This is a genomic window from uncultured Flavobacterium sp. (assembly GCF_937967675.1).
Taxonomy (GTDB): Bacteria; Bacteroidota; Bacteroidia; order Flavobacteriales; family Flavobacteriaceae; genus Flavobacterium.
Map to the genome: position 1 here is coordinate 1 of NZ_CALBSN010000059.1, position 23,513 is coordinate 23,513.

18 protein-coding genes are annotated in these 23,513 nt (G+C 32.6%); 12 read left to right on the top strand and 6 right to left on the bottom strand.

Annotated elements, in window-relative coordinates; genetic code table 11:
* The first annotated feature begins 88 nt into the window (after positions 1-88).
* From Q0075_RS03785 to Q0075_RS03795, 3 genes are all read left to right on the top strand, one after another.
* Positions 89-1,219, top strand: a complete 1,131-nt coding sequence (locus Q0075_RS03785; RefSeq protein ID WP_297868352.1) for an acyltransferase — start codon at positions 89-91, stop codon at positions 1,217-1,219.
* Between the two features lie 261 nt (positions 1,220-1,480).
* Positions 1,481-4,252: a bifunctional aconitate hydratase 2/2-methylisocitrate dehydratase gene (locus Q0075_RS03790; RefSeq protein WP_297868367.1), complete on the top strand. Its 2,772-nt coding sequence runs from the start codon at positions 1,481-1,483 to the stop codon at positions 4,250-4,252.
* A gap of 113 nt (positions 4,253-4,365) precedes the next feature.
* Complete coding sequence (locus Q0075_RS03795; protein ID WP_297868353.1) at positions 4,366-6,630, top strand: aconitate hydratase; 2,265 nt, start codon at positions 4,366-4,368, stop codon at positions 6,628-6,630.
* A gap of 66 nt (positions 6,631-6,696) precedes the next feature.
* Here Q0075_RS03795 and Q0075_RS03800 read toward each other — a convergent pair whose 3' ends face one another.
* The 4 genes from Q0075_RS03800 to Q0075_RS03815 all read right to left on the bottom strand — a co-directional run bounded on the left by Q0075_RS03800 (position 6,697) and on the right by Q0075_RS03815 (position 10,667).
* Positions 6,697-7,527: a DUF2807 domain-containing protein gene (locus tag Q0075_RS03800; protein ID WP_297868354.1), complete on the bottom strand. Its 831-nt coding sequence runs from the start codon at positions 7,525-7,527 to the stop codon at positions 6,697-6,699.
* 286 nt (positions 7,528-7,813) lie between these two features.
* Complete coding sequence (locus Q0075_RS03805; RefSeq protein ID WP_297868355.1) at positions 7,814-8,539, bottom strand: head GIN domain-containing protein; 726 nt, start codon at positions 8,537-8,539, stop codon at positions 7,814-7,816.
* A 2-nt stretch (positions 8,540-8,541) separates the two neighbouring features.
* Positions 8,542-10,332 carry a PspC domain-containing protein gene (locus Q0075_RS03810; RefSeq protein ID WP_297868356.1) on the bottom strand — a complete coding sequence of 597 codons (1,791 nt, stop codon included), beginning with the start codon at positions 10,330-10,332 and terminating at the stop codon, positions 8,542-8,544.
* A 5-nt stretch (positions 10,333-10,337) separates the two neighbouring features.
* A complete protein-coding gene (locus tag Q0075_RS03815) occupies positions 10,338-10,667 on the bottom strand; it encodes a PadR family transcriptional regulator (protein ID WP_026724567.1) in 330 nt (109 codons plus the stop codon).
* A 232-nt stretch (positions 10,668-10,899) separates the two neighbouring features.
* On the opposite strand from Q0075_RS03815, the gene Q0075_RS03820 reads away from it, so the two are divergent.
* The 8 genes from Q0075_RS03820 (at position 10,900) to Q0075_RS03855 (ending at position 18,627) form a co-directional block, all read left to right on the top strand.
* On the top strand, positions 10,900-11,355 hold the full coding sequence (locus Q0075_RS03820) for a DUF4442 domain-containing protein (RefSeq protein ID WP_291108290.1): 456 nt from the start codon (positions 10,900-10,902) through the stop codon (positions 11,353-11,355).
* 173 nt (positions 11,356-11,528) lie between these two features.
* Positions 11,529-12,434, top strand: a complete 906-nt coding sequence (locus Q0075_RS03825) for a TIGR01777 family oxidoreductase (RefSeq protein WP_297868357.1) — start codon at positions 11,529-11,531, stop codon at positions 12,432-12,434.
* A 123-nt stretch (positions 12,435-12,557) separates the two neighbouring features.
* Entirely contained in the window at positions 12,558-13,121 is a 564-nt protein-coding gene (locus Q0075_RS03830; protein ID WP_297868358.1) for a nucleotide exchange factor GrpE, read from the top strand.
* A gap of 51 nt (positions 13,122-13,172) precedes the next feature.
* Positions 13,173-14,300: a molecular chaperone DnaJ gene (gene dnaJ, locus Q0075_RS03835; RefSeq protein ID WP_297868359.1), complete on the top strand. Its 1,128-nt coding sequence runs from the start codon at positions 13,173-13,175 to the stop codon at positions 14,298-14,300.
* Between the two features lie 161 nt (positions 14,301-14,461).
* Positions 14,462-15,382, top strand: a complete 921-nt coding sequence (locus Q0075_RS03840) for an ATP-binding cassette domain-containing protein (protein ID WP_297868360.1) — start codon at positions 14,462-14,464, stop codon at positions 15,380-15,382.
* Positions 15,383-15,384: 2 nt separating this feature from the next.
* On the top strand, positions 15,385-16,683 hold the full coding sequence (locus Q0075_RS03845; RefSeq protein ID WP_297868361.1) for an ABC transporter permease: 1,299 nt from the start codon (positions 15,385-15,387) through the stop codon (positions 16,681-16,683).
* A 90-nt stretch (positions 16,684-16,773) separates the two neighbouring features.
* Positions 16,774-17,937, top strand: coding sequence for a sigma-54 dependent transcriptional regulator (locus Q0075_RS03850; RefSeq protein ID WP_297868362.1), 1,164 nt, complete (start codon positions 16,774-16,776; stop codon positions 17,935-17,937).
* Between the two features lie 75 nt (positions 17,938-18,012).
* Positions 18,013-18,627, top strand: coding sequence for a DEAD/DEAH box helicase (locus tag Q0075_RS03855; protein ID WP_297868363.1), 615 nt, complete (start codon positions 18,013-18,015; stop codon positions 18,625-18,627).
* A 39-nt stretch (positions 18,628-18,666) separates the two neighbouring features.
* On the opposite strand, the gene Q0075_RS03860 is transcribed toward Q0075_RS03855, so the two are convergent.
* Positions 18,667-20,787 (bottom strand): M3 family metallopeptidase, encoded by a 2,121-nt coding sequence (locus tag Q0075_RS03860; protein ID WP_297868364.1) that lies wholly within the window; start codon positions 20,785-20,787, stop codon positions 18,667-18,669.
* A 180-nt stretch (positions 20,788-20,967) separates the two neighbouring features.
* On the opposite strand from Q0075_RS03860, the gene Q0075_RS03865 reads away from it, so the two are divergent.
* Complete coding sequence (locus tag Q0075_RS03865) at positions 20,968-22,602, top strand: ABC-F family ATP-binding cassette domain-containing protein (RefSeq protein WP_297868365.1); 1,635 nt, start codon at positions 20,968-20,970, stop codon at positions 22,600-22,602.
* A gap of 115 nt (positions 22,603-22,717) precedes the next feature.
* Here the strand turns inward: Q0075_RS03865 and Q0075_RS03870 are convergent.
* A partial coding sequence (locus tag Q0075_RS03870) for a hypothetical protein (protein WP_297868366.1) occupies positions 22,718-23,513 on the bottom strand: 796 nt, incomplete at its 5' end.

Below are 23,513 nucleotides of genomic sequence, written 5' to 3' on the forward strand. Positions count from 1 at the left end.
TTCGTCACAGAATCGTAAAAAATTACAAAGCCGACGCCGAAGGAATTTCGGAAGAAGATATTATTAAAAAACTTTTGTAAAGAAGTTTATGTTCGGTTTAGCAATTGATTTAAATAAACGTATGCATGGTTTAGATATTGCTAGATCAATTGCAATTTCATTGGTTGTGTTTTCACATAGTCTTTGGATTAGTGATTTTTTTCCTCCTTTAATTAGTTGGTTAATGCAATTGAGCGGAACAATTGGTGTAGAATTTTTTTTCATAATTAGCGGATTTTTAATTGGTAAAATCGTCCTTCGAATGCTTGAGAATGAGGATTTTTCTTTTTCAAGTGTTATAGCTTTTTTAAAGAGAAGATGGTTTAGGACATTGCCTAATTATTATTTAATTCTTTTTGTTAATCTTTTGCTATGGTATTTGTTTTATAATGAAATACCTGAGAAACTATACCTTTATTTTGTCTATTTACAAAATTTATCCTATAATGCTCCCGATTTTTATAGAATTTCATGGAGTTTAGCAGTTGAACAGTTTTGTTATATCATCGGACCTTGTACATTGTTGCTTCTAGTAAAAATATTTCCAAATGCAAATCGAAAACAGCTATTTTTAGGAATGAGTTTATTTATGATTGTGTTGTTTTTTGGTGTAAGACTATATTTCAATTTTACACATGAATTAACTTCATTAAATCAATGGAATGAATCATTACGAAAAGTAACTATTTACAGATTAGATGCTATTTATTTTGGATTTGTGCTTTTCTATTTGTATTCCAATAATTTTATTGCTTCGAAATGGAATTTAAATCTTTTTTTTATTGGGATTTTAGGAATTTTTACGCTTCACATATTAATTTTTGTCTTCGGAATTCAATATGAAAGGCATCAATTTTTTTTTAATGTTTTTTATTTGCCGCTGAATTCTATTTCAATTTGCTTGACGATTCCCTTTTTAGTTACAATTAAATTAAAGAATGTCTTTTTTTTAAAGTGCGTAGCCTTGTTGAGTGTTATCTCATATAGTGTCTATTTATTGCATTATACCGTTATTCTTCATACAATGAAGGTATTGTTTCCATCTGAAAATCTTCGTGGATTTTATCTTTTTGTATACACTTTTAGTTATTGGTTTTTAGTTCTTTTTCTATCTTATTTGCTTTATCGGTTTTTTGAAAAACCAATGACCAATCTCAGAGAAAAGAAAATGATAAATTGATAGAATACTAGCTTTTTTTTAAAGGTTTTGTCAAATTAATAAAACTTTGATTTTAAATTATGAATTATTCAATATATTTTTATTTTAATCGTTTTTATTGAAAAATAAATATCAAAATAGAATCTTTATAAATAATAATTCTTCTATTTAGGCTTTTTATTAAAAATTTTTAAATCTGATTAAGATTTATTAAATTTGTGCCACCAAAAAATACAACAAACACTAATTAACTTATTTTATAGTATGGCTTTAGCTAACGAAATGAATCTTTATAACGACTACATTAAAGAAATCGAAGAAAGAAAAGGTCAAGGGTTACACCCAAAACCAATTGATAGAGCTGATTTATTAAACGAAATCATTGCTCAAATCAAAGACACAAACAACGCAAATAGAGAAGATTGTTTGAAGTTTTTTATCTATAATACATTGCCAGGAACCACTCCTGCTGCGGGTGCAAAAGCAAAATTCTTGAAAGAAATTATTTTAGGTCAAGAAGCAGTAGCTGAAATCACTCCAACTTTCGCTTTTGAATTGTTATCTCACATGAAAGGTGGACCTTCAATAGAGGTTTTGTTAGATTTAGCTTTAGGAAATGATTCCAATATTGCAACTCAAGCAGCTGAAGTTTTAAAAACACAAGTTTATCTTTACGATGCAGACATGGCTCGTATCAAAGAGGCTTTTGAAAGTGGAAATGCAGTTGCAAAAGACATTTTAGAAAGTTACGCGAAAGCCGAATTCTTTACAAAACTTCCTGAAATTGCTGAAGAAATTAAAGTAGTAACCTTCATCGCTGGAGAAGGTGATATTTCAACCGACTTATTATCTCCAGGAAATCAAGCGCACTCGCGTTCGGATCGTGAATTACACGGAAAATGTATGATTACACCTCAAGCGCAAGAAGAAATCAAAGCTTTACAAGCGCAACATCCAGATAAATCAGTAATGTTAATTGCTGAAAAAGGTACAATGGGTGTAGGTTCTTCACGTATGTCGGGTGTAAATAACGTAGCGCTTTGGACAGGAAAACAAGCGAGTCCTTATGTGCCATTCGTAAATTTCGCTCCAATCGTAGGTGGAACTAACGGAATTTCTCCAATTTTCCTTACTACAGTTGACGTAACAGGTGGTATCGGAATCGATTTAAAAAACTGGGTTAAAAAGACAGATGCCAACGGAGAATTAGTTCGCGATGAAAATGGGGAACCAATTTTAGAACAAGTATATTCAGTTGCAACTGGAACGGTTTTAACTATCAATACTAGAACAAAAAAATTATACAATGGTGATAAAGAATTGATTGATATTTCAAGATCTTTTACACCACAAAAAATGGAATTTATCAAAGCAGGTGGTTCTTATGCTATCGTTTTTGGTAAAAAACTACAAACATTTGCTGCTAAAACTTTAGGAATCGATGCGCCACTTGTATATGCTCCGTCAAAAGAGATTCACAATGAAGGTCAAGGATTAACAGCAGTGGAGAAAATCTTCAACAAAAATGCTGTTGGAACTATTTCTAAACAAGTATTACACGCGGGTTCTGATGTTCGTGTTACTGTAAACATCGTAGGTTCGCAAGATACTACTGGTTTGATGACTGCTCAAGAATTAGAATCGATGGCAGCTACTGTGATTTCTCCAATTGTTGATGCAGCGTATCAATCAGGTTGTCACACAGCTTCGGTTTGGGACAAAAAAGCACAAGCTAATATCCCGAAATTAATGCAGTTCATGAATGATTTCGGATTGATTACAGCTCGTGACCCTAAAGGTGTTTATCATGCAATGACAGACGTAATTCATAAAGTATTAAATGATATTACAGTTGATGAGTGGGCTATCATTATTGGTGGTGACTCTCACACTAGAATGTCAAAAGGAGTAGCTTTCGGTGCGGATTCTGGAACTGTAGCTCTTGCTTTAGCAACCGGTGAAGCTTCAATGCCAATTCCGCAATCAGTAAAAGTGACTTTCAAAGGAAGTATGCCAGAATATATGGATTTCCGTGATGTAGTTCATGCTACTCAAGCTCAAATGTTACATCAATTTGGAGGTGAAAATGTGTTCCAAGGAAGAATTATTGAAGTTCATATTGGAACTTTAACTGCTGACCAAGCGTTTACATTCACCGATTGGACTGCTGAAATGAAAGCAAAAGCGTCTATTTGTATTTCAGAAGATGAAACGTTAATCGAGTCTTTAGAAATTGCGAAAGGAAGAATCCAAATCATGATTGATAAAGGCATGGACAACAAAAACCGTGTGCTTCAAGGATTAATCGATAAAGCTAACAAACGTATTGCAGAAATCCGTTCAGGTGAAAAACCAGCTTTACGTCCAGATGCAAATGCAAAATATTATGCTGAAGTGGTAGTAGATTTGGATCAAATTGCGGAACCAATGATTGCTGACCCAGATGTAAATAATAAAGATGTTTCTAAACGTTATACTCACGATACGATTCGTCCACTTTCTTTCTACGGAGGTGATAAAAAAGTAGATTTAGGATTCATCGGTTCTTGTATGGTTCACAAAGGAGATATGAAAATCTTAGCTCAGATGTTGAAAAACATCGAAAAACAACAAGGTAAAGTGGAATTTAAAGCGCCTTTAGTAGTTGCTCCTCCAACATACAACATCGTTGACGAATTAAAAGCAGAAGGTGATTGGGAAGTATTACAAAAATATTCTGGTTTCGAATTTGATGATAATGCGCCAAAAGCAGTAGCTCGTACAGAATACGAAAACATGTTGTACTTAGAGCGTCCAGGTTGTAACCTTTGTATGGGGAACCAAGAAAAAGCGTCTAAAGGAGATACGGTTATGGCAACTTCAACTCGTTTGTTCCAAGGTCGTGTTGTAGAAGACTCTGCAGAGAAAAAAGGAGAATCATTACTATCATCTACTCCTGTTGTAGTATTGTCAACTATTTTAGGAAGAACTCCTTCAATTGAAGAATACAAAAAAGCGGTAGAAGGAATCAACTTAACTAAGTTTGCTCCATCTCATAAATTATTAGTAGGATAATAATATCTAAAATATCAAATCAGAAAGCTCAAGTTTTACTTGGGCTTTTTTGTTTTTATCTGTTCAATTTTTTGTAAATTAGTGGGATTAAATAACAAACAAAATAAATTACTATGGCATTTGATATTGAAATGATTGAAAAAGTGTACGCCACCATGGCAGAACGAGTAGATAAAGCTCGTGATATAGTTGGGCGTCCATTGACTTTGTCGGAGAAAATTTTGTATTCGCATTTATGGGAAGGAATGCCAACGCAAGCCTTCACAAGAGGTAAAGATTATGTTGATTTTGCTCCCGATAGAGTGGCTTGTCAAGATGCAACAGCACAAATGGCATTATTGCAATTCATGCATGCTGGAAAAAAAACAGTTGCAGTTCCAACAACCGTTCACTGCGACCATTTAATTTTAGCAAAAAATGGGGCGAAACAAGATTTGGAGTTAGCCAATAAACAATCCAAAGAAGTTTTTGATTTCTTGTCATCAGTGTCAAACAAATACGGAATTGGATTTTGGAAACCTGGTTCGGGAATTATTCACCAAATCGTATTAGAGAATTATGCTTTTCCTGGAGGTTTGATGATTGGTACCGATTCGCACACCGTAAATGCAGGTGGTTTAGGAATGTTAGCCATCGGTGTTGGTGGTGCAGATGCAGTTGACGTAATGTCGGGCATGTCTTGGGAATTAAAATTTCCAAAATTAATTGGAGTTAAATTAACAGGTAAATTAAATGGTTGGACCGCTCCAAAAGACGTTATTTTAAAAGTTGCTGATATCTTAACCGTAAAAGGAGGAACTGGAGCTATTGTAGAATATTTCGGTGAAGGTGCGGAATCGATCTCATGTACCGGAAAAGGAACTATTTGCAACATGGGTGCCGAAATCGGAGCTACGACTTCAACCTTCGGTTATGATGATTCTATGAGAAGATATTTGGCAGCAACAGGTCGTCAAGATGTGGTAAATGCTGCGGATAAAGTAGCTTCTTATCTAACTGCTGATGCTGAAGTTTATGCGAATCCAGCACATTATTTCGACCAATTAATTGAAATCAATTTATCTGAATTAGAGCCACACATCAACGGACCTTTCACTCCAGATAGAGGAACGCCAGTTTCCAAAATGAAAGCCGAAGCCGAAGCAAATGGTTGGCCAATAAAAGTGGAATGGGGATTAATTGGTTCGTGTACCAATTCCTCTTACGAAGATATGTCGCGTGCTGCTTCCATTGTAAGGCAAGCCGTAGCTCACGGAATTTCGCCTAAAGCAGAATTTGGAATCAATCCAGGTTCGGAGCAAATTCGATATACGATTGAACGAGATGGAATCATTGCCGATTTCGAAAAGATGGGAACCAAAGTGTTTACCAATGCTTGCGGACCTTGTATTGGACAATGGGATAGAGAAGGAGCAGACAAACAAGAAAAAAATACCATTGTGCATTCGTTCAACCGAAACTTTTCAAAAAGAGCCGATGGAAATCCAAATACGCATGCTTTTGTAACTTCGCCAGAAATGGTAGCAGCGTTAGCAATTTCAGGATGTTTGGATTTTAATCCAATTACGGATACTTTGATAAATGATAAAGGAGAAGCAGTAAAATTGAATCCGCCTCTTGGAGATGAATTGCCAACCAAAGGTTTTGATGTAAGAGATCCAGGTTTTCAAGCGCCAGCAGCTGATGGTTCTAGCGTAGAAGTTGTAGTTTCTCCGACTTCAGACCGATTACAGCTATTAGCGCCTTTTGATGCTTGGGACGGGAAAAATATTACAGGCGCAAAATTGTTAATCAAGGTGTTCGGAAAATGTACTACTGATCATATTTCTATGGCTGGACCTTGGTTGCGTTTCCGTGGCCATTTAGATAATATTTCGAATAACATGTTAATTGGTGCAGAAAATGCATTCAATGGTAAAGCAAATTCAGTTAAAAATCAATTAACTGGAGCTTATGACGAAGTGCCAAAAGTACAAAGAGCATACAAAGCAGCTGGAATTCCATCTATTGTTGTAGGTGATCATAATTATGGAGAAGGTTCTTCACGTGAGCACGCGGCTATGGAACCACGTTTCTTAGGTGTAAAAGCAGTTTTGGTGAAATCATTCGCTCGTATTCACGAAACCAATTTGAAAAAACAAGGAATGCTAGCTTTAACCTTCGCGAACGAATCCGATTATGATAAAATTCAAGAAGACGATACAATTAATTTCCTAGATTTAACAGAGTTTGCACCAGGAAAACCATTATCATTAGAATTTGTTCATACAGATGGAACTAAAGATATTGTAATGGCAAATCATACCTACAATGAAGGTCAAATCGGATGGTTTGTAGCAGGTTCTGCTTTAAATTTAATTGCGGCTGGAAAAGCGTAAAAGCGTAGTTAACTTTATAAAAAAGCACAAGGGATAGAATTTTTCTATCCCTTGTGCTTTTTACAATTATTTTTTAAACAAAGTAGTGTTATTAGTGAATTTCTTGATTTCAATTTTAGGTTCACCAAATAATTCGATTTCAGATTTTCCTGAGGCTTCTAATTCAAAATTATTAGAAACATTAATTTCGCATTTCGCATTATTTTCAGCGGTTAAAATTAAGTTTGCAATTGTGAATTTTTTAGATTTTAATTCTGCACTATTGTCAAGTCTAATCTTTGCGCTTTTGGTATTTCCTTCAATTATAGCTTTACTTTTTTGATACATATCCAATTTAAGTTCTGGAGAAGTGAGTAAGGCTTTCAATTCTGCATTTTTACTTAACTCCAAGGAAGAGTTTTCAGCTTTAATGTTAATTTCAGCTTCTGACTTATCGTTTAAAACTAAAGCAAAATAATTTGCTTTCACGTTAAGGAAAGATTTGGAATAATCGTAGTTTTTAATTGTAATATTTTCCAATTCTAAATCAGCTAAAGCTTTAATTGAACTTTCGTTTTTAGCAGTGATTAATTTTAATTCGGAAGTATAATTGATTCGGATGGCAAATTTCTTGGCACCAATTGCTTCTCTTAAAGAAGAAACTCTTAATGTTCCACCAACCACTTCATAGTTGATGATTTCATGAAGGTTATCATCAGCCTCAATTTCTACAGAAGGTTTGTCAGATTTTACTAAGAAAACCTCAAAATTGTCGTTAATTTCAATATTTTCAAAAGCGGGAATTTCTTTTACAGAAACCGTTACAATTTTTGATCCTTTTATTTTTTCTTTTTTTTGAGCAACGCAAATCGTTGTAAAAAAAATAAACGCAAATAGTAATGATATTTTTTTTGTCATTTTATGATGATTTGATATCACAAACATACACAAAATTTGTTCCAAATTTCATTTTTTAAATATTAGAAGTTCAATCTTTATGAAATTTAGTTAATAAAAAAGCACCAGTTTTAACTGATGCTTTAGTATTATATAATGGATTCGATAAGACTTACTATCAAAGTAAATACAAATTCTACGACTTGAATTATTAGCTTAATCATGAGAGATGAATTTTAAGTTTGTATTTGTAAAATTATAAAACGCTTATAACAAAGCTGTTAATTATTTACTAATTGTTTGTTAATTAGTTAAAGCTCACACTTCCTCCAGAAGTTTCTTCTTTCACCACTTTTTTTGGCTCCTTAACATAATCAATAGAACTACCGCTTGAAGCTTTAGCGATTAATAATACAATTGGATTTACAGTTGTACTACTTCCGCTTGTTGACTGTGCTGTAATCTCGTTTGAAGCAAGTTCTTTGGCATTAATTTCACTTCCGCTTGACGATTTGGTTTCTAAAGTTAATGTTTTTCCACTTACTTTAATTTCACTTCCACTTGTAGATTCGCAACTTACTTTTTCGTATTCTAAATCGGCTTGAATGGTACTTCCACTACTAGTTTTTAGTGTTAGGCTTGTCCCACTTAATTTATTTATTGTTTTTATGCTTGCACCACTCGAAGATTCTAAGCCTTCAATTGTTTTGGTTTTTACACGGATAATTGCATTTTCCATAGTATTAATGTTTCCATCAATTTTTACAATTAAAGTTCCGTTTTCAACTTTAGTAACGATGTATTTCATTAAATTATCATCTACTTCTACTTCTATTTCAGATGGAGCCCCTTGTTCTAGAACTACTTCAACGCCTGTACTTGCATGAATTTTTGTAAAAGGAGATTCTATGTTTCTTTTTTCAGTGATTACATTTCCGCTTCCTTCAATCCCGTCAATTAAATTCAAATTGCCATTACATGAGGTTAATGATAATGTGAGTAAGAGAATAATTAATTTGAATGTTGTCTTCATATTTATTTCTTTTTAGAGTTATTCATTTCGTTTATAACCTCTTTTTTAATACTATCTAATTTCGCTTTTTTTGTGGCAGTTATTCTTTCTTCGGTACTTTTTACTACACCATTTTCCTCTTTGTTAACTACTTTCTTTACTAAAACTCCATTTTCGTCATAGTAAATAGAAGCAGAAGTGTCATCTGTTTCAATTTCGATACTCAAATCATTGTTACTTTCAGATTCTAAACAATTCAAACATTTAATTTTATCAGAATCTACTTGGTAAACCGGATTTTTAGTATCGTATTCATTTTCATCAAAAAAGTCGTAATCGCTTCTATCGTAGTTGCTATAACTTTCATCGGTTTGGAAGATAGTTCCTTTTGGTAAATACAAGTAAATTTCTACTTCTTGACCTCTGAATTTATTCTCAACCGCAGTTAACAAATAATTATCTAAAATGATGGTGTTTCCTTCAATTTTGTAATTGTATTTGATTTTTTCTGCTCTTTTTTTAGCTTGAGAAGTTGATTTACCATTAGCTAATTTTTCAATTAATATATATGGATTAGCTTCATCTGTATACTTAATTTCGATAGAAACATTATTTGAATAAATGATTTCATTGTCTCCTTCATCTTGCGTTATTTTAAAATCATGATCTCTGTATATGCTTTTCGAATAAAAATCATTATTCTTAAATTTTATTTTTAAAGTATCGGTAGGAGCAATTGCAATCACTTCTTTTTGAACCGATTTTCCTTCAAATGCTAATTGAGATGCTTCATTTATTGCCAATGATATAATGATTCCAACAGCAACAAGCCAAACAGCTAATAAACTGTATTTTACATAGTTTCCAAGAGATCTTAAGTTGTTAACCATTAATTTTAATCCCAATATTAACAAGAAAAATAACGGAATACCAAATCCTAATAAAAGTAATAATCCTTGAGCCCATAATGGAGTTTCTAATCCAATAGGTGTTTGAATATTATTTAATATGTAATTATCAGGCATTGTTGATGAGAATACCATAATGATGCTAGTAATAACAATTGCTATCAAAGCTATTCCCGAGAAAAAGATGATGAAAGATCCAACTAGCTTAGCAAAAATCTTAAAAATAGTGGCAATTACTTCTTCAATAGTTGATCCTATTCTTGTAGCACCATTTTTTGCTGTATTTGCAATCTTTTCATGATCTAAATTGTTGATTTTTGATGTAATGTCATCAATACCTTCTTTTACTTTTTTTTCAATGTTTGAAATAGTAATCGGTTCACCTTTCATTTCTAGTTTCTGGGTTGTAGTAATCGCCTCTGGGACTAAAATCCATAATACGATATAAACAAACAATCCCGTTCCAAAACCAAAGAATAATATTACCATAAAGATTCGTAACCATAAAGCATCAATACCTAAATAGTGTCCTAAACCAGCCATTACACCACCTAGCATTCCATTCTCTTTGTCTCGGTACAATCTCTTTGAAGGATAATAGAAATTAGTTGAAGAAGAGCTAGATTGATAAGTTGATTTCTCGTCATCAATTTTGTAATCTTCTGGTTGTCCCATGATAGAGATTACTTCTTCAATTTCAGATAATCCTACAACTTGTTTGTCGTTTTTTAATCGCTCTTGAAAAAGTTCGGCTATACGACTTTCTATATCTTTCATGATTTCGTCTCTTCCATCAGGCGAAAGTGAACGTTTCACCGCATCAAAATAACGCGATAATTTTTGATAGGCATCTTCGTCTATGTGAAAGAAAAAACCTCCTAAATTTATACTTATTGTTTTGTTCATGACCTTTAGTTTTGACTTGTTATTATGTTTACTGCATCTGATAATTCTTTCCAGGTGCCATTTAATTCTTGTAAAAATTCTTTTCCTTCATCGGTTAATCCGTAATATTTTCTTGGTGGTCCCGATGTTGATTCTTCCCAACGATAATTTAACAATCCATCGTTTTTTAGCCTTGTTAGTAGTGGGTAGACCGTACCTTCCACCACTAGTAATTTAGCATTTTTTAGCGTATCAAGTATTTCGGAAGTGTAGGCATCTTTTTCTTTTAAGACAGATAAGATACAGAATTCCAAAACACCTTTTCGCATTTGTGCTTTAGTGTTTTCAATGTTCATAATTCCTCTTGTTTTTTTTAATTAGACTGTTCATTTTTTGATTCTTTTTGCTTGCGCAGTGATTGATTTGATGATTGAAAATTAAATTACCTATTATTTTCTTATACAAAGATAAGTCTAAAGACAGGTATTATGTTACGCATAGTACTAATATTTAACAAATATTTAACAAATAAAAAAATACTAGGAATGCATAGTATTTTTTGTATTTTTACAACAAAATCAATAGAATATGCAGTTTACACCTTCAAAGTTAAATACTTTTATGTTCTTTAAGTTACCTTCTGCTTTTTGGAGTGGGGTAAGAGTAAAATCAATTTCGCCAGAAGTTTGTGCGGTTACTGTAAAGCATCGCTGGTTCAATCAAAATCCGTTTAACTCCATGTATTTTGCTGTACAAGCTATGGCTGCCGAGTTTACTACAGGAGCTTTGGTTATGTTACAAATCAAGCAAAGTGGAAAAAGTATATCAATGTTAGTAGCTCAAAATAAAAGCGTCTTTACAAAAAAAGCAACAGGGAGAATTAAATTTACATGTAATCAAGGTAATTTAATAAAAGAAACGATTCAAAAGGCAATTGATACTAACGAAGGACAAACCATTTGGTTGACTTCTACAGGTAAAAATGAAAAGGGCGAACAAGTTTCCGAAATGCAATTCGAATGGACTATTAAAGTTAGAGGCTAGAATTTTGAGTTTTGAATTTTGAGTTTGGAGTAAATAGTTTTAAGTCTAGTGTTTAGATTATAAGTTTTAACTTTACTTCTCCGAACTTCCAACATAAAACTATTCCTAAACATAAGTTAATTAACTGACAGTATTCATTTTTTTAAAGTAAATTTGGTAAAAAGGAATAGAAAATGACGGTTTTGATTACAGGAGCTACGGGGTTAGTTGGGCAAGAATTGGTAAATTTATTACTTCAAAATGGATTTACAGTTCATTATTTGTCGACTTCGAAAACAAAGTTAGTTTCTCAAAATAATTACAAGGGGTTTTATTGGAATCCTAAAAACTCAGAGTTCGATATAAACGCTTTAACAGATGTTGAAGTTATAGTTCATTTGGCTGGAGCAAGTGTTGCAAAAAAATGGACTCCATCTTACAAACAGGAAATTATTGAAAGTAGAGTGCTTTCTACACGATTACTTTATAATGCACTTCAAAAAAATCCGAACCAGGTAAAACAGATTGTTTCTGCTTCCGCTATTGGAATTTATTCAAATGATTTAACTTATATTTATCATGAAACCGATACTAAAGTTGATGATTCTTTTTTAGGGAATGTAGTGCAACAATGGGAAGAGGAAGTAAATCAATTTGAAAAGTTGAATATCAAAGTCACTAAAATTAGAATAGGTATTGTTTTAGCAAAAAACGGAGGTGCGCTTCAAGAAATGGTGAAGCCAATCAAAATGGGAGTTGGAGCTGCTTTTGGTTCAGGATTGCAATATCAATCATGGATTCATATTCAAGATTTAGCAGGGATATTTCATTTTGTAATTCAAAATCAGCTTTCAGGAATTTTTAATGGTGTTGCGCCTTATCCTGTTACAAATTCAGAATTAACCAAAGCTATTGCTAAAACTCTAAGTAAACCATTGTTTCTACCTAATATTCCCCAATTTGTAATGAAAATAATGTTAGGCGAAATGCATCAAATTCTGTTTTCAAGTCAACATGTAAGTTGTAGAAAATTACTCGATTTGAAATATCAGTTCAAATTTGCGTCACTTGATAAAGCACTTAATGATTTATTTAAATAAAAATAAACCAAACATCTTATAAAAGTAGCATTAGCTACTTTTTTTATTTCAATAAATTTGCTGACAATTTGACATTTTTCAACTTTTGGCAATACATTTGCAATCACACTTACTAAAGTAAAAATGTTTAAAAAAATATTTAAAAATATGAGTCAAGATACTACTGAAAACATCGAGAAGGAAAACGTTCAGGGAGAACATGTTTCAGAAAATCAAGGGATAACACCACCAGAACAAACTTTAGAAGAGCAATTACAAGAACAATTATCCGATGAAAAAGACAGATTTTTGCGTTTGTTTGCCGAATTCGAAAACTATAAAAAGCGTACTGCAAAAGAGCGTATCGATTTATTCAAAACTGCTAATCAAGAGGTATTACAAGCAATGTTGCCTGTTTTAGATGATTTTGATAGAGCTTGGGCTCAAATTTCTAAATCAGAAGAGGAAGCTTTAGTTGCTGGAGTTCAATTGATTCATGATAAATTAAAATCAACACTTGTTTCTAAAGGCTTAGAGGAAGTGGAAATAAAAGCAGGTGATGCTTTTGATGCTGATTTTGCAGAAGCAATTACTCAAATTCCAGCTCCTTCAGATGATTTAAAAGGTAAAATTGTTGATGTAATTGAAAAAGGATACAAATTAGGAGACAAAATCATCCGTTTCCCAAAAGTTGTTATCGGACAATAATTTTTACTGTAGTGATGTGATGTATCGCATCTAATTTTAATCAAGATTATAATGAAAAAAGATTTTTACGAAATATTAGGCATCACTAAAAGTGCTACTCCTGAGGAAATTAAGAAAGCCTATCGCAAGAAAGCTATCGAATTCCACCCAGATAAAAATCCAGGAAATAAAGAAGCAGAAGAAAATTTCAAATTGGCAGCGGAAGCTTATGAAGTTTTAAGTGATCCTGACAAAAAGGCTCGCTACGATCAATACGGTCACCAAGCATTTGAAAATGGTGGTTTTGGTGGCGGTCATCATATGAATATGGATGATATTTTCAGTCAGTTTGGAGATATTTTTGGAGGTGCTTTTGGAGGTGGAGGTTTCTCTGGCTTTGGAGGTGGTTTTGGTGGTGGTGGCCAACGCAGAGTAAAAGGAAGTAATCTTCGTATTAAAGTGAAATTATCGCTTGAGGAGATTGCAAATGGTGTTGAAAAGAAAGTAAAAGTTAAACGTAAAGTTCAAGCTAAAGGTGTTACTTACAGAACTTGTCCAACTTGTAATGGTTCGGGACAAATTATGAAAGTAGCCAATACGATTTTAGGTAGAATGCAAACCGCAACAACCTGTCATGTTTGTAGTGGTTCAGGTCAAATTTTAGATCAAAAACCTGCTGGTGCTGATGTACAAGGAATGTTGTTAGAAGACGATACGGTTTCAATCAAAATTCCAGCTGGAGTAGTAGATGGAATGCAATTAAAAGTAGCTGGTAAAGGTAATGAAGCGCCAGGAACAAACAGTATCCCAGGTGATTTAATTGTAGCTATCGAAGAAATCGAACACGAATCTTTAAAGCGTGAAGGTGAAAATCTACATTATGATTTATATATCAGTTTTGCAGAAGCAGCATTAGGTGTTTCAAAAGAAATTGATACGGTTTCTGGAAAAGTTCGAATTAAATTGGAAGAAGGAATTCAGTCTGGAAAAATACTCCGATTAAAAGGAAAAGGTATTCCAAGTTTGAACTCTTATGGGAATGGAGATTTATTAGTACATGTAAATGTTTGGACACCTAAGATATTAAATAAAGAACAAAAACAGTTTTTTGAGAAAATGCTTACAGATGAAAATTTCATTCCAAAACCTGAAAAGTCAGACAAATCTTTTTTTGAAAAAGTTAAAGATATGTTTTCATAATTAAATAAATATTAATACATTTGAAACTCACTTTCTTAGGAAAGTGAGTTTTTCTTTTTCATAGCAATTTTTCCCATCCTTTAGCAATAAAGGGTGGGTTTTTTTGTAACAAAATCCGAATATTTACTACTTATAACAATACAAATTCATACTTTTTATATATGAGCAATATTCTCGAAGTACAAAATGTAGTGAAACAATATGGCGACTATACCGCTTTAAATAATGTTTCGCTTCAAGTTCCAAAAGGTAGTATTTATGGTCTTTTAGGTCCTAATGGTGCTGGAAAAACCTCTTTAATTCGCATTATCAATCAAATTACAATGCCTGATAGTGGTATTGTGTTTTTAGATGGTGAAAAGTTAAATCCAGAGCATGTAAAATACATTGGATACATGCCCGAAGAACGCGGTTTGTATAAGACCATGAAAGTAGGCGAGCAATGTTTGTATTTGGCACAGCTAAAAGGAATGCCCGAAGCAGAAGCTAAAAAACAATTAAAATATTGGTTCGAAAAGTTCGAAATTCAAGGTTGGTGGGACAAGAAAATTCAGGAACTTTCTAAAGGTATGGCGCAAAAAATTCAGTTTATTGTAACGGTTTTGCACCAACCTAAATTACTGATTTTAGATGAGCCATTTTCAGGTTTTGACCCCGTTAATGCCAATTTAATTAAAGATGAAATCATCGAATTAAATAAAAAAGGAACTTCCGTAATTTTTTCTACACACCGAATGGAATCGGTAGAAGAAATGTGTGATTATATTGCGTTAATTCACAAATCTAATAAGCTTATCGAAGGAAAATTAGATGATGTAAAACGTCAACATCGTACTAATACATATCAAGTAGGAATCGTTACTGAGAATATTGAAGGTTTAATGTTACAGTTAACACATAAATTCACATTAAATCAAACCAATTTTAAATCATTAAACGATGATTTAAAATTAGAAGTACATCTAGGTCAATATAATTCAAACGATTTGCTTTCCATTTTAACTCAATTCGGACAAGTGACGCATTTTGTAGAAAAAATCCCAACAGTTAACGACATATTTATTCAAACCGTAAGTCAATAATCATGAGCGTATTATCATTAATTATTAAGAGAGAATTTATTGCCAAAGTGCGCAATAAATCATTTATCGTAATGACTTTTTTAGGTCCGTTATTGATTGTAGGAATGACGTTTTTAATAGCTTATTTATCAAGTGTAAATAAAGGTGATGTTAAGACTATTGGAGTTCACGATAGAGCTAATGTCTTTGTAAAAGATTTTAAAAATACAGAAGATATTAAATATGTAAATCTTTCTAATTTGTCATTTGATAAGGCAAAAGATTCTTCGAGCAACGCTTTTGAAGGTTTGATTTATGTGCCAGAGGTTCAAAATGTAGAAGAATTGGCCACTAAAACAACGTATATTTCAGATGATAGTCCGAAAATGGATTTCTTAATGAATTTGCAGAAAGTTATTGATACTAAATTAAATAAAGAGAATTTAGAAAAGTTAGGATTTAATGCCGATACCATTGAAAAAGCAAAAATTAAGTCAGAAGTTCAATTTGCGAAATTTTCAGGAGAAGATGGTTTAAAATATTTAAATGAAATCAAAATCGGAATTGGATTTGCTTTCGGATATTTAATTATGATGTTCATCATTATTTACGGAAATATGGTAATGCGAAGCGTTATTGAAGAAAAAACGAATCGAATTATTGAAATCATTATTTCTTCGGTAAAACCATTCCAATTAATGATGGGAAAAATCATCGGAACTTCGTTAGCAGGAATATTACAATTCTTAATTTGGATTGTTTTGGGAGTTATTTTAATGTTCTCTTTATCTGCTGTTTTAGGAGGACAACAAGAAGCTGTTGCTACCGCTCAAGTTTCGGCAGAACAAGCTGAAGTAGCTATGAGTTTTATGGATAAATTACAACTTTATATAGTAGAAATTCCAGTAACATCCATATTAATTGGTTTTGTGATTTTCTTTATGGGAGGTTACTTTTTATACAGTTCGTTTTACGCTGCTATTGGAGCTGCAGTAGATTCTGAAACTGATTCCCAACAGTTTTTAATGCCAATCATCATGCCTTTGATGTTAGCCGTTTATGTTGGTTTTTTAACGGTTATGAATGATCCACACGGAACGGTTGCTGTAGTCTTTTCATTAATCCCATTAACATCTCCAATTGTGATGTTAATGCGTATTCCTTTTGGAGTGCCATTATGGCAATTAGCACTTTCTGTAGTTTTATTGTACGGAACGTTTATCTTTGTAGTCTGGTTTGCGGCAAAAATCTACCGAGTAGGTATTTTAATGTACGGTAAAAAACCAAGTTGGAAAGAATTATATAAATGGTTGAAATATTAAAGTAAGTTTAAAAGTTTATTGTTTAGGAGTTTAAAAGTTTTCAAAACCCTCTTAAACTTATACCCTCATAAACTTCTAACCTAAAAAAGAATGAGTAAAATCCTTATTATAGAAGACGAAGCAGCTATTCGAAGAGTATTGACAAAAATACTTTCCGAAGAAAATGATTCGTATAAAGTTGAAGAAGCTGAAGACGGTTTGCTAGGAATAGAAAAAGTCAAAAATGAAGATTATGACTTAATTCTTTGCGATATCAAAATGCCAAAAATGGACGGTGTTGAAGTATTAGAAGCTGTTAAAAAAATCAAACCCGAAATTCCAATGGTGATGATTTCTGGTCATGGCGATTTGGAAACTGCTATTAATACGATGCGTCTTGGAGCTTTTGATTACATTTCAAAACCACCCGATTTGAATCGTTTATTAAACACGGTTCGAAACGCATTAGACAAAAAACAATTAGTAGTAGAGAACAAAATCTTAAAAAAGAAAGTCTCTAAAAACTACGAAATGATAGGAAATAGCGAAGCTATCAATCACATCAAAACCATGATAGAAAAAGTCGCTCCAACTGATGCACGAGTTCTAATCACAGGTCCAAACGGAACTGGAAAAGAATTAGTTGCGCATCAATTACATGAAAAAAGCGAACGTTCATCAGCACCAATTATTGAAGTGAATTGTGCAGCTATTCCATCTGAATTAATTGAAAGCGAATTGTTTGGTCATGTTAAAGGTGCTTTTACTTCGGCTGTAAAAGACAGAGCAGGTAAGTTTGAAGCGGCTGATGGCGGAACTATTTTCTTAGATGAAATTGGCGATATGAGTTTATCAGCTCAAGCTAAGGTTTTACGAGCTTTGCAAGAGAATTTAATTCAACGTGTTGGAGCTGACAAAGACATTAAAGTAAATGTTCGTGTTGTGGCGGCAACCAATAAAGATTTGAAAAAAGAAATCGAAGAAGGCAGATTTAGAGAAGATTTATATCACAGATTAGCGGTAATTTTAATCAAAGTTCCCGCTTTGAATGATAGAAGAGAGGATATTCCAGAATTAATTGAGCATTTTGCTTCAAAAATTGCTTCGGAACAAGGAACATCTCCAAAATCTTTTTCAAAATCAGCCATCAAATTATTACAAGAATTCGATTGGACAGGAAATATCCGTGAGTTACGAAATGTAGTAGAACGCTTAATTATTTTAGGCGGAAACGAAATTTCGGAACAAGATGTAAAACTGTTTGCGAGTAAATAAATAATTCTTTAAGCATTAGGCAATAGGCATTAAGTTGCTTATGGCTTATAGCTTATGGCTTACAGCTATAAAAAAATGCAATTAAAAAAAATAAATCCCAACCTTCAAAAAGCACTTATTGAAAACGATTTAATCGAAGCGAATGAGTTGCAACAAGAAACATTCTCAACTATTAAAAGTGGTGTAGATGCTGTTATTCAAGCGCCTAATGGTTCTGGAAAAACGACTACTATTTTGATGAATGTAATTCAAAAAATGGAAAAGCCAGTTGGAGAGAGTACACGCGCTTTAATTCTAGTTCAAGATAAAGAGAAAGTCCTTGAAGCTGTTGAAACTTTTAAGAAATTAAACCGTTATAACAACTTAAGAGTTTTTGGTGCTCACGAAAAAGGGGATATCGATTATGATAAAAACCAAATTTCTTTGGGTATGGACGTTTTAATTGGAACACCTATTCGTATTAACGAAATGTTTTCATCTGCCGGATTTAATATGACGACCATTAAAATGTTTGTAGTAGATGATGTGGATGAAATGTTGCGTAAACGAGAAGATGCTATTATCCAAAGACTTTCTATGAGTGCGGAGAAAACCCAACGTTTATTCTTCTGTTCACAAATTACCGAAAGAGTAGAAGTGTTAGCAGACAGAATTATGATTGAACCCTTATTTTTTGAGATGGAAGACTAATAAACAAAAACGCCTGATTTACTTCAGGCGTTTTTGTTATTATTTTACTTGGTCTAAACCTCTTTTTCTTAGTAGAGGTTCTATGGTTGGTTCTGCACCTCTAAAGCTTTTGTAAAGTTCCATTGGTTCTTCAGTTCCTCCTTTTTCTAAAATGTTTTTTCGGAAAGAGTTAGCACTATCTTGGTTAAACAATCCATTTGTTTTGAATACTTCAAAAGCATCAGTATCTAAAACTCCAGACCAAATATAGCTGTAGTAGCCTGCTGAATATCCACCAGAAAAAATATGATTAAAATAGGTACTTCTATATCTTGGAATAATAGTAGTCGGTAAATTCAATCTGCTCATAGCTTCTTTTTCAAAAGTCATAGCATCAATTTTAATGGTTTCTGATTGAGTGTGATATTGCATATCTAAAAGTGAAGCTGCTAAATATTCAATAGTTGCAAATCCTTGGTCAAAAGTAGTTGCTTTTTGCATTTTCTCAATTAAAGTGTCAGGAATTACTTCTCCAGTTTTATAGTGTTTTGCATACATTTTCATCACTTCTGGTTCGGCAGCCCAATTTTCCATGATTTGCGATGGTAATTCTACGAAATCTCTTGGAACACTTGTGCCTGCCAAACTTTCATAAGTTACATTCGATAATAATCCGTGTAAAGCGTGACCAAATTCATGGAAAAAGGTACTTACTTCATCAAAAGTTAATAAAGCTGGAGCGTTTTCAGTTGGTTTAGTAAAGTTACAAACAATTGAAACTATTGGAGCAATTCGTTTTCCATCTTCCATTTTTTGAGTTCGGTACGAAGTCATCCAAGCACCACCTCTTTTAGAAGTTCTTGGGTGAAAATCCATGTATAAAATTCCGACGTGATTTCCGTTTGCTTCAGTAACTTCCCAAACCGTTACGTCTTCGTGGTATTTTGGAACATTATTTAATTGTTTAAATTGTAAGCCATATAAATTTTTACAAACGGTAAAAACACCTTCTCTTGTTTTTTCTAAACTAAAGTATGGTTTCATTTCTTGTTCATCCAAATCAAAACGTTCTTTTCTGATTTTTTCTGCATAATATCTCCAATCATATGGTTGAACATCGTTTTTAATCCCATCTTTTAACATCATTTCTTTGATGTCAGCCGCTTCTTTGTTTGCCATGTCTAGAGCTGGAGCCCATAAATTTATTAATAGTTTAGTGGCAGTTTCAGGATTTTTAGCCATCGATTTTTCTAATACATAATCGGCATGCGTTTTATAACCTAGAAGTCTTGCTTTTTCACTTCTTAAATTAGCAATTTTAATCGCTAATTCTTTGTTGTCTTTATCGTTATTATTGTTCGCTCGCATTTGGTAAGCATTCCAAATTTCCTGACGTAATTTTCTGTTTGAACTGTATTGTAAAAATGGCATTACACTTGAATTTGATAAAGTAAAAACCCATTTTCCAGCTTTTCCTTTTGCTTTAGCATCAGAAGCAGCAGTTTCGATAAGTTCGTTTGGTAATCCAGCTAAATCGTTTTTGTTTGAAATTACTAATTCATACGAATTGGTTTCAGCTAAGATATTTTGACCATATTTTAAAGTAGCAACTGCGATTTCAGAGTTGATTTGTCTCAATTGTTTTTTGTTTTCATCAGATAAGTTTGCACCGCTTCTAACGAAACTTTTATAAAGATTCTCAAGGATTTTTCTTTGTTCTTCATTTAATTTGAAGTCATTTTGGTTGTCCCATACCATTTTTACTTTTTGAAATAAAGCATCATTTAAAAAAATATTATCATTATGTGCAGATAATTTTGAGGCCAATTCTTTTGCAATAGCCTGAATTTCTTCATTGGTATTTGCGCTATTTAAATTATAGAAAACCGTATTTACCTTTGAAAGTAACTTTCCTGAGTTTTCCATTGCTAAAACCGTATTATCAAAAGTTGGTTTTTCTTTATTGGAAACTATCGCATTAATTTCTGCTTCTTGTTTTTTTATTCCTTCTAAAATAGCAGGTTTAAAGTGTTCATTTTTTATTAAATGAAAAGGTGGAACTTGGTAAGGTGTAGTATACGTTTCAAAAAACGGATTCATGTTTGCTTTGTTTTTTTCTTGTGAATTAACGGATACAGCACTAGTAATGGCTGAGAATAAAAGTAATGTTTTGATTTTCATTTTAGTGAAATTTAAAGCGTAAAAATAATAGATTTCAACAAGTATGTCTAATACTTAACGATATTTTATGAAATGTAATTCTCGCATTCGAAAATCTGAATTTTAAATCTATCTTTGCACCTTTAAAAATTTCAGTAAAAAGGCTTTATACTTTTTACTTCTAACTTTTTACTTTAAAAAATGATTACAGTAAACGACATTGCCGTAGAATTTGGTGGAACTACCCTTTTTAGTGATATTACTTTTGCTATTAATGAAAATGATAAAATTGCTTTAATGGGTAAAAATGGAGCAGGAAAATCAACTTTGTTAAAAATTGTAGCCGGAGCCAATAAACCTACTAGAGGTGGAATTTCGGCACCAAGTGACGCTGTAATTGCTTATTTACCGCAACATTTGCTTACTTCTGATAACTGTACTGTTATGGAAGAAACTTCAAAAGCCTTTTCTGAAGTTTTAAATATGAAAAAGGAAATCGATGATATCAACGAACAATTAACTATTCGTACCGATTATGAGAGTGACGATTACATGAAGTTAATTGAGCGTGTTTCGGAACTTTCGGAGAAATATTATTCTATCGAAGAGGTAAATTATGAAGCGGAGGTTGAAAAAGTTTTAAAAGGGTTAGGTTTTGAAAGAGAAGATTTTACTCGATTAACATCAGAATTTTCTGGAGGCTGGAGAATGCGTATCGAATTAGCCAAAATCTTATTGAAAAAACCTGATTTGATTCTTTTAGATGAGCCTACAAATCACTTGGATATGGAAAGTATTCAATGGTTAGAAGAGTTTTTAATCAATCAGGCTAAGGCAGTAATGGTAATTTCACACGATAGAGCGTTTGTAGATAATATTACCAATCGTACCATTGAAGTTACAATGGGAAGAATTTATGATTATAAAGCAAAATATTCAGACTATTTGGTTTTACGTCAGGATAGAAGAATTCACCAACAAAAAGCGTATGATGAGCAACAGAAATTCATTGCTGAAAATCAAGCTTTTATTGAACGATTTAGAGGAACATTTTCAAAAACAGAACAAGTACAATCGCGTGTTCGTATGTTAGAAAAATTAGTTCTTGTAGAAGTTGACGAAGTAGATACATCGGCTTTAAAATTAAAATTTCCACCATCGCCTCGTTCTGGACAATATCCTGTTGTTGTGAGTGAGCTTACTAAAAAATATGGTGATCATGTAGTCTTCAATAATGCTAATATGGTTATTGAAAGAGGTCAAAAAGTAGCTTTTGTAGGTAAAAATGGAGAAGGAAAATCAACCATGATTAAAGCCATTATGGGCGAAATTGAGTACGAAGGCGGAAAAGTTGAAATTGGTCATAATGCTCAAATCGGTTACTTTGCACAAAATCAAGCTTCTTTATTAGATGGAGAAGCAACTGTTTTTGATACGATTGATAGAATTGCAGTTGGAGATATTCGTACGAAAATTAAAGATATGTTAGGCGCTTTCATGTTTAAAGGTGATGATATCCAAAAGAAAGTAAAAGTGCTTTCAGGAGGAGAGAAAACACGTTTGGCCATGATTAAATTATTGTTAGAACCTGTAAACGTTTTAATTTTGGATGAGCCAACAAATCACTTAGATATGAAAACTAAAGACATCATTAAAGATGCATTACGAGATTTTGACGGAACATTAATTCTAGTTTCTCACGACCGTGATTTCCTTGATGGTTTAGCCGAAAAAGTATTCGAATTTGGACACAAACGCGTAAAAGAACATTTTGAAGATATCAAAGGCTTCTTAGCACACAAGAAAATGGAATCTTTGAAAGAGATTGAAAAATAAAATGAAAGCTCCAATTGGAGCTTTTTTTATGTTTATCATTTTTCAAAACCTCAAACATTCGGCTTTATTTCTTTTTGTCATTGCTTTCTTATGTCTAAAGTTCATTTTGAATAAATTATTTCTTAATCGAAATAATCACCACGCCTTTTTCTCCTTTTTCACCATAAATTTTTATAGCATCAGCAGGTTGAATCACTTCGATTTTTTCAATTTTTTGCTTACTTAATGGCGCATACGGACTCGTAGGATTTTCTCCAAATAGTGAGTCTTCCGAATATTCCACTCCATTAATAAAATAGACAGGCTCTTTTAGTTCGATAATCGATTCAACTTCTTCTGGATTGATATTATTTAGCGATTTTTTACTCAATTTTCCGTCAATCACAACCAAATCATCATTAGCTATTTTTTTATCCTTGTCCTGAGTTGATTCTGCTGAATTCATTGTAACATCATAACGTTTTCCTTTAGCTAAATAGCCTGAATTATTAATTGAAGCTGAATTCGATATGTTATTATTGTTACTCGGAACCAAATTCGTTTTTGCCATTTCTTTAACTTCTTCCATAGCAATTGGAGTAGGAATCAAAACTTCTTTTTTCGATTTGTAATTGATCGTATCGTTAATTACAATGTTGTTTTGAATTACGATTTGTTGTTGTAAAATTTGTTCGGCTTCTTTTTTAATTTCTGGAGTCGTATTTACAAATCCATTAGCCGATTCCGGAGTTGGAATCGTATTTTTTGATGAATCAATAGTAGTAATGGTGTTTTCAGGAACAATTACAGTTTCTTTTTCTTGTAGTAAGAAAAAAGTTAATGTTCCTAATAAAACTACTGATGCTGCAACTGCTATTTTTTTCCACAAATGTTTCTCTTTTTGAAGCGTTTGGGTTTCCATTTTGTCTTCC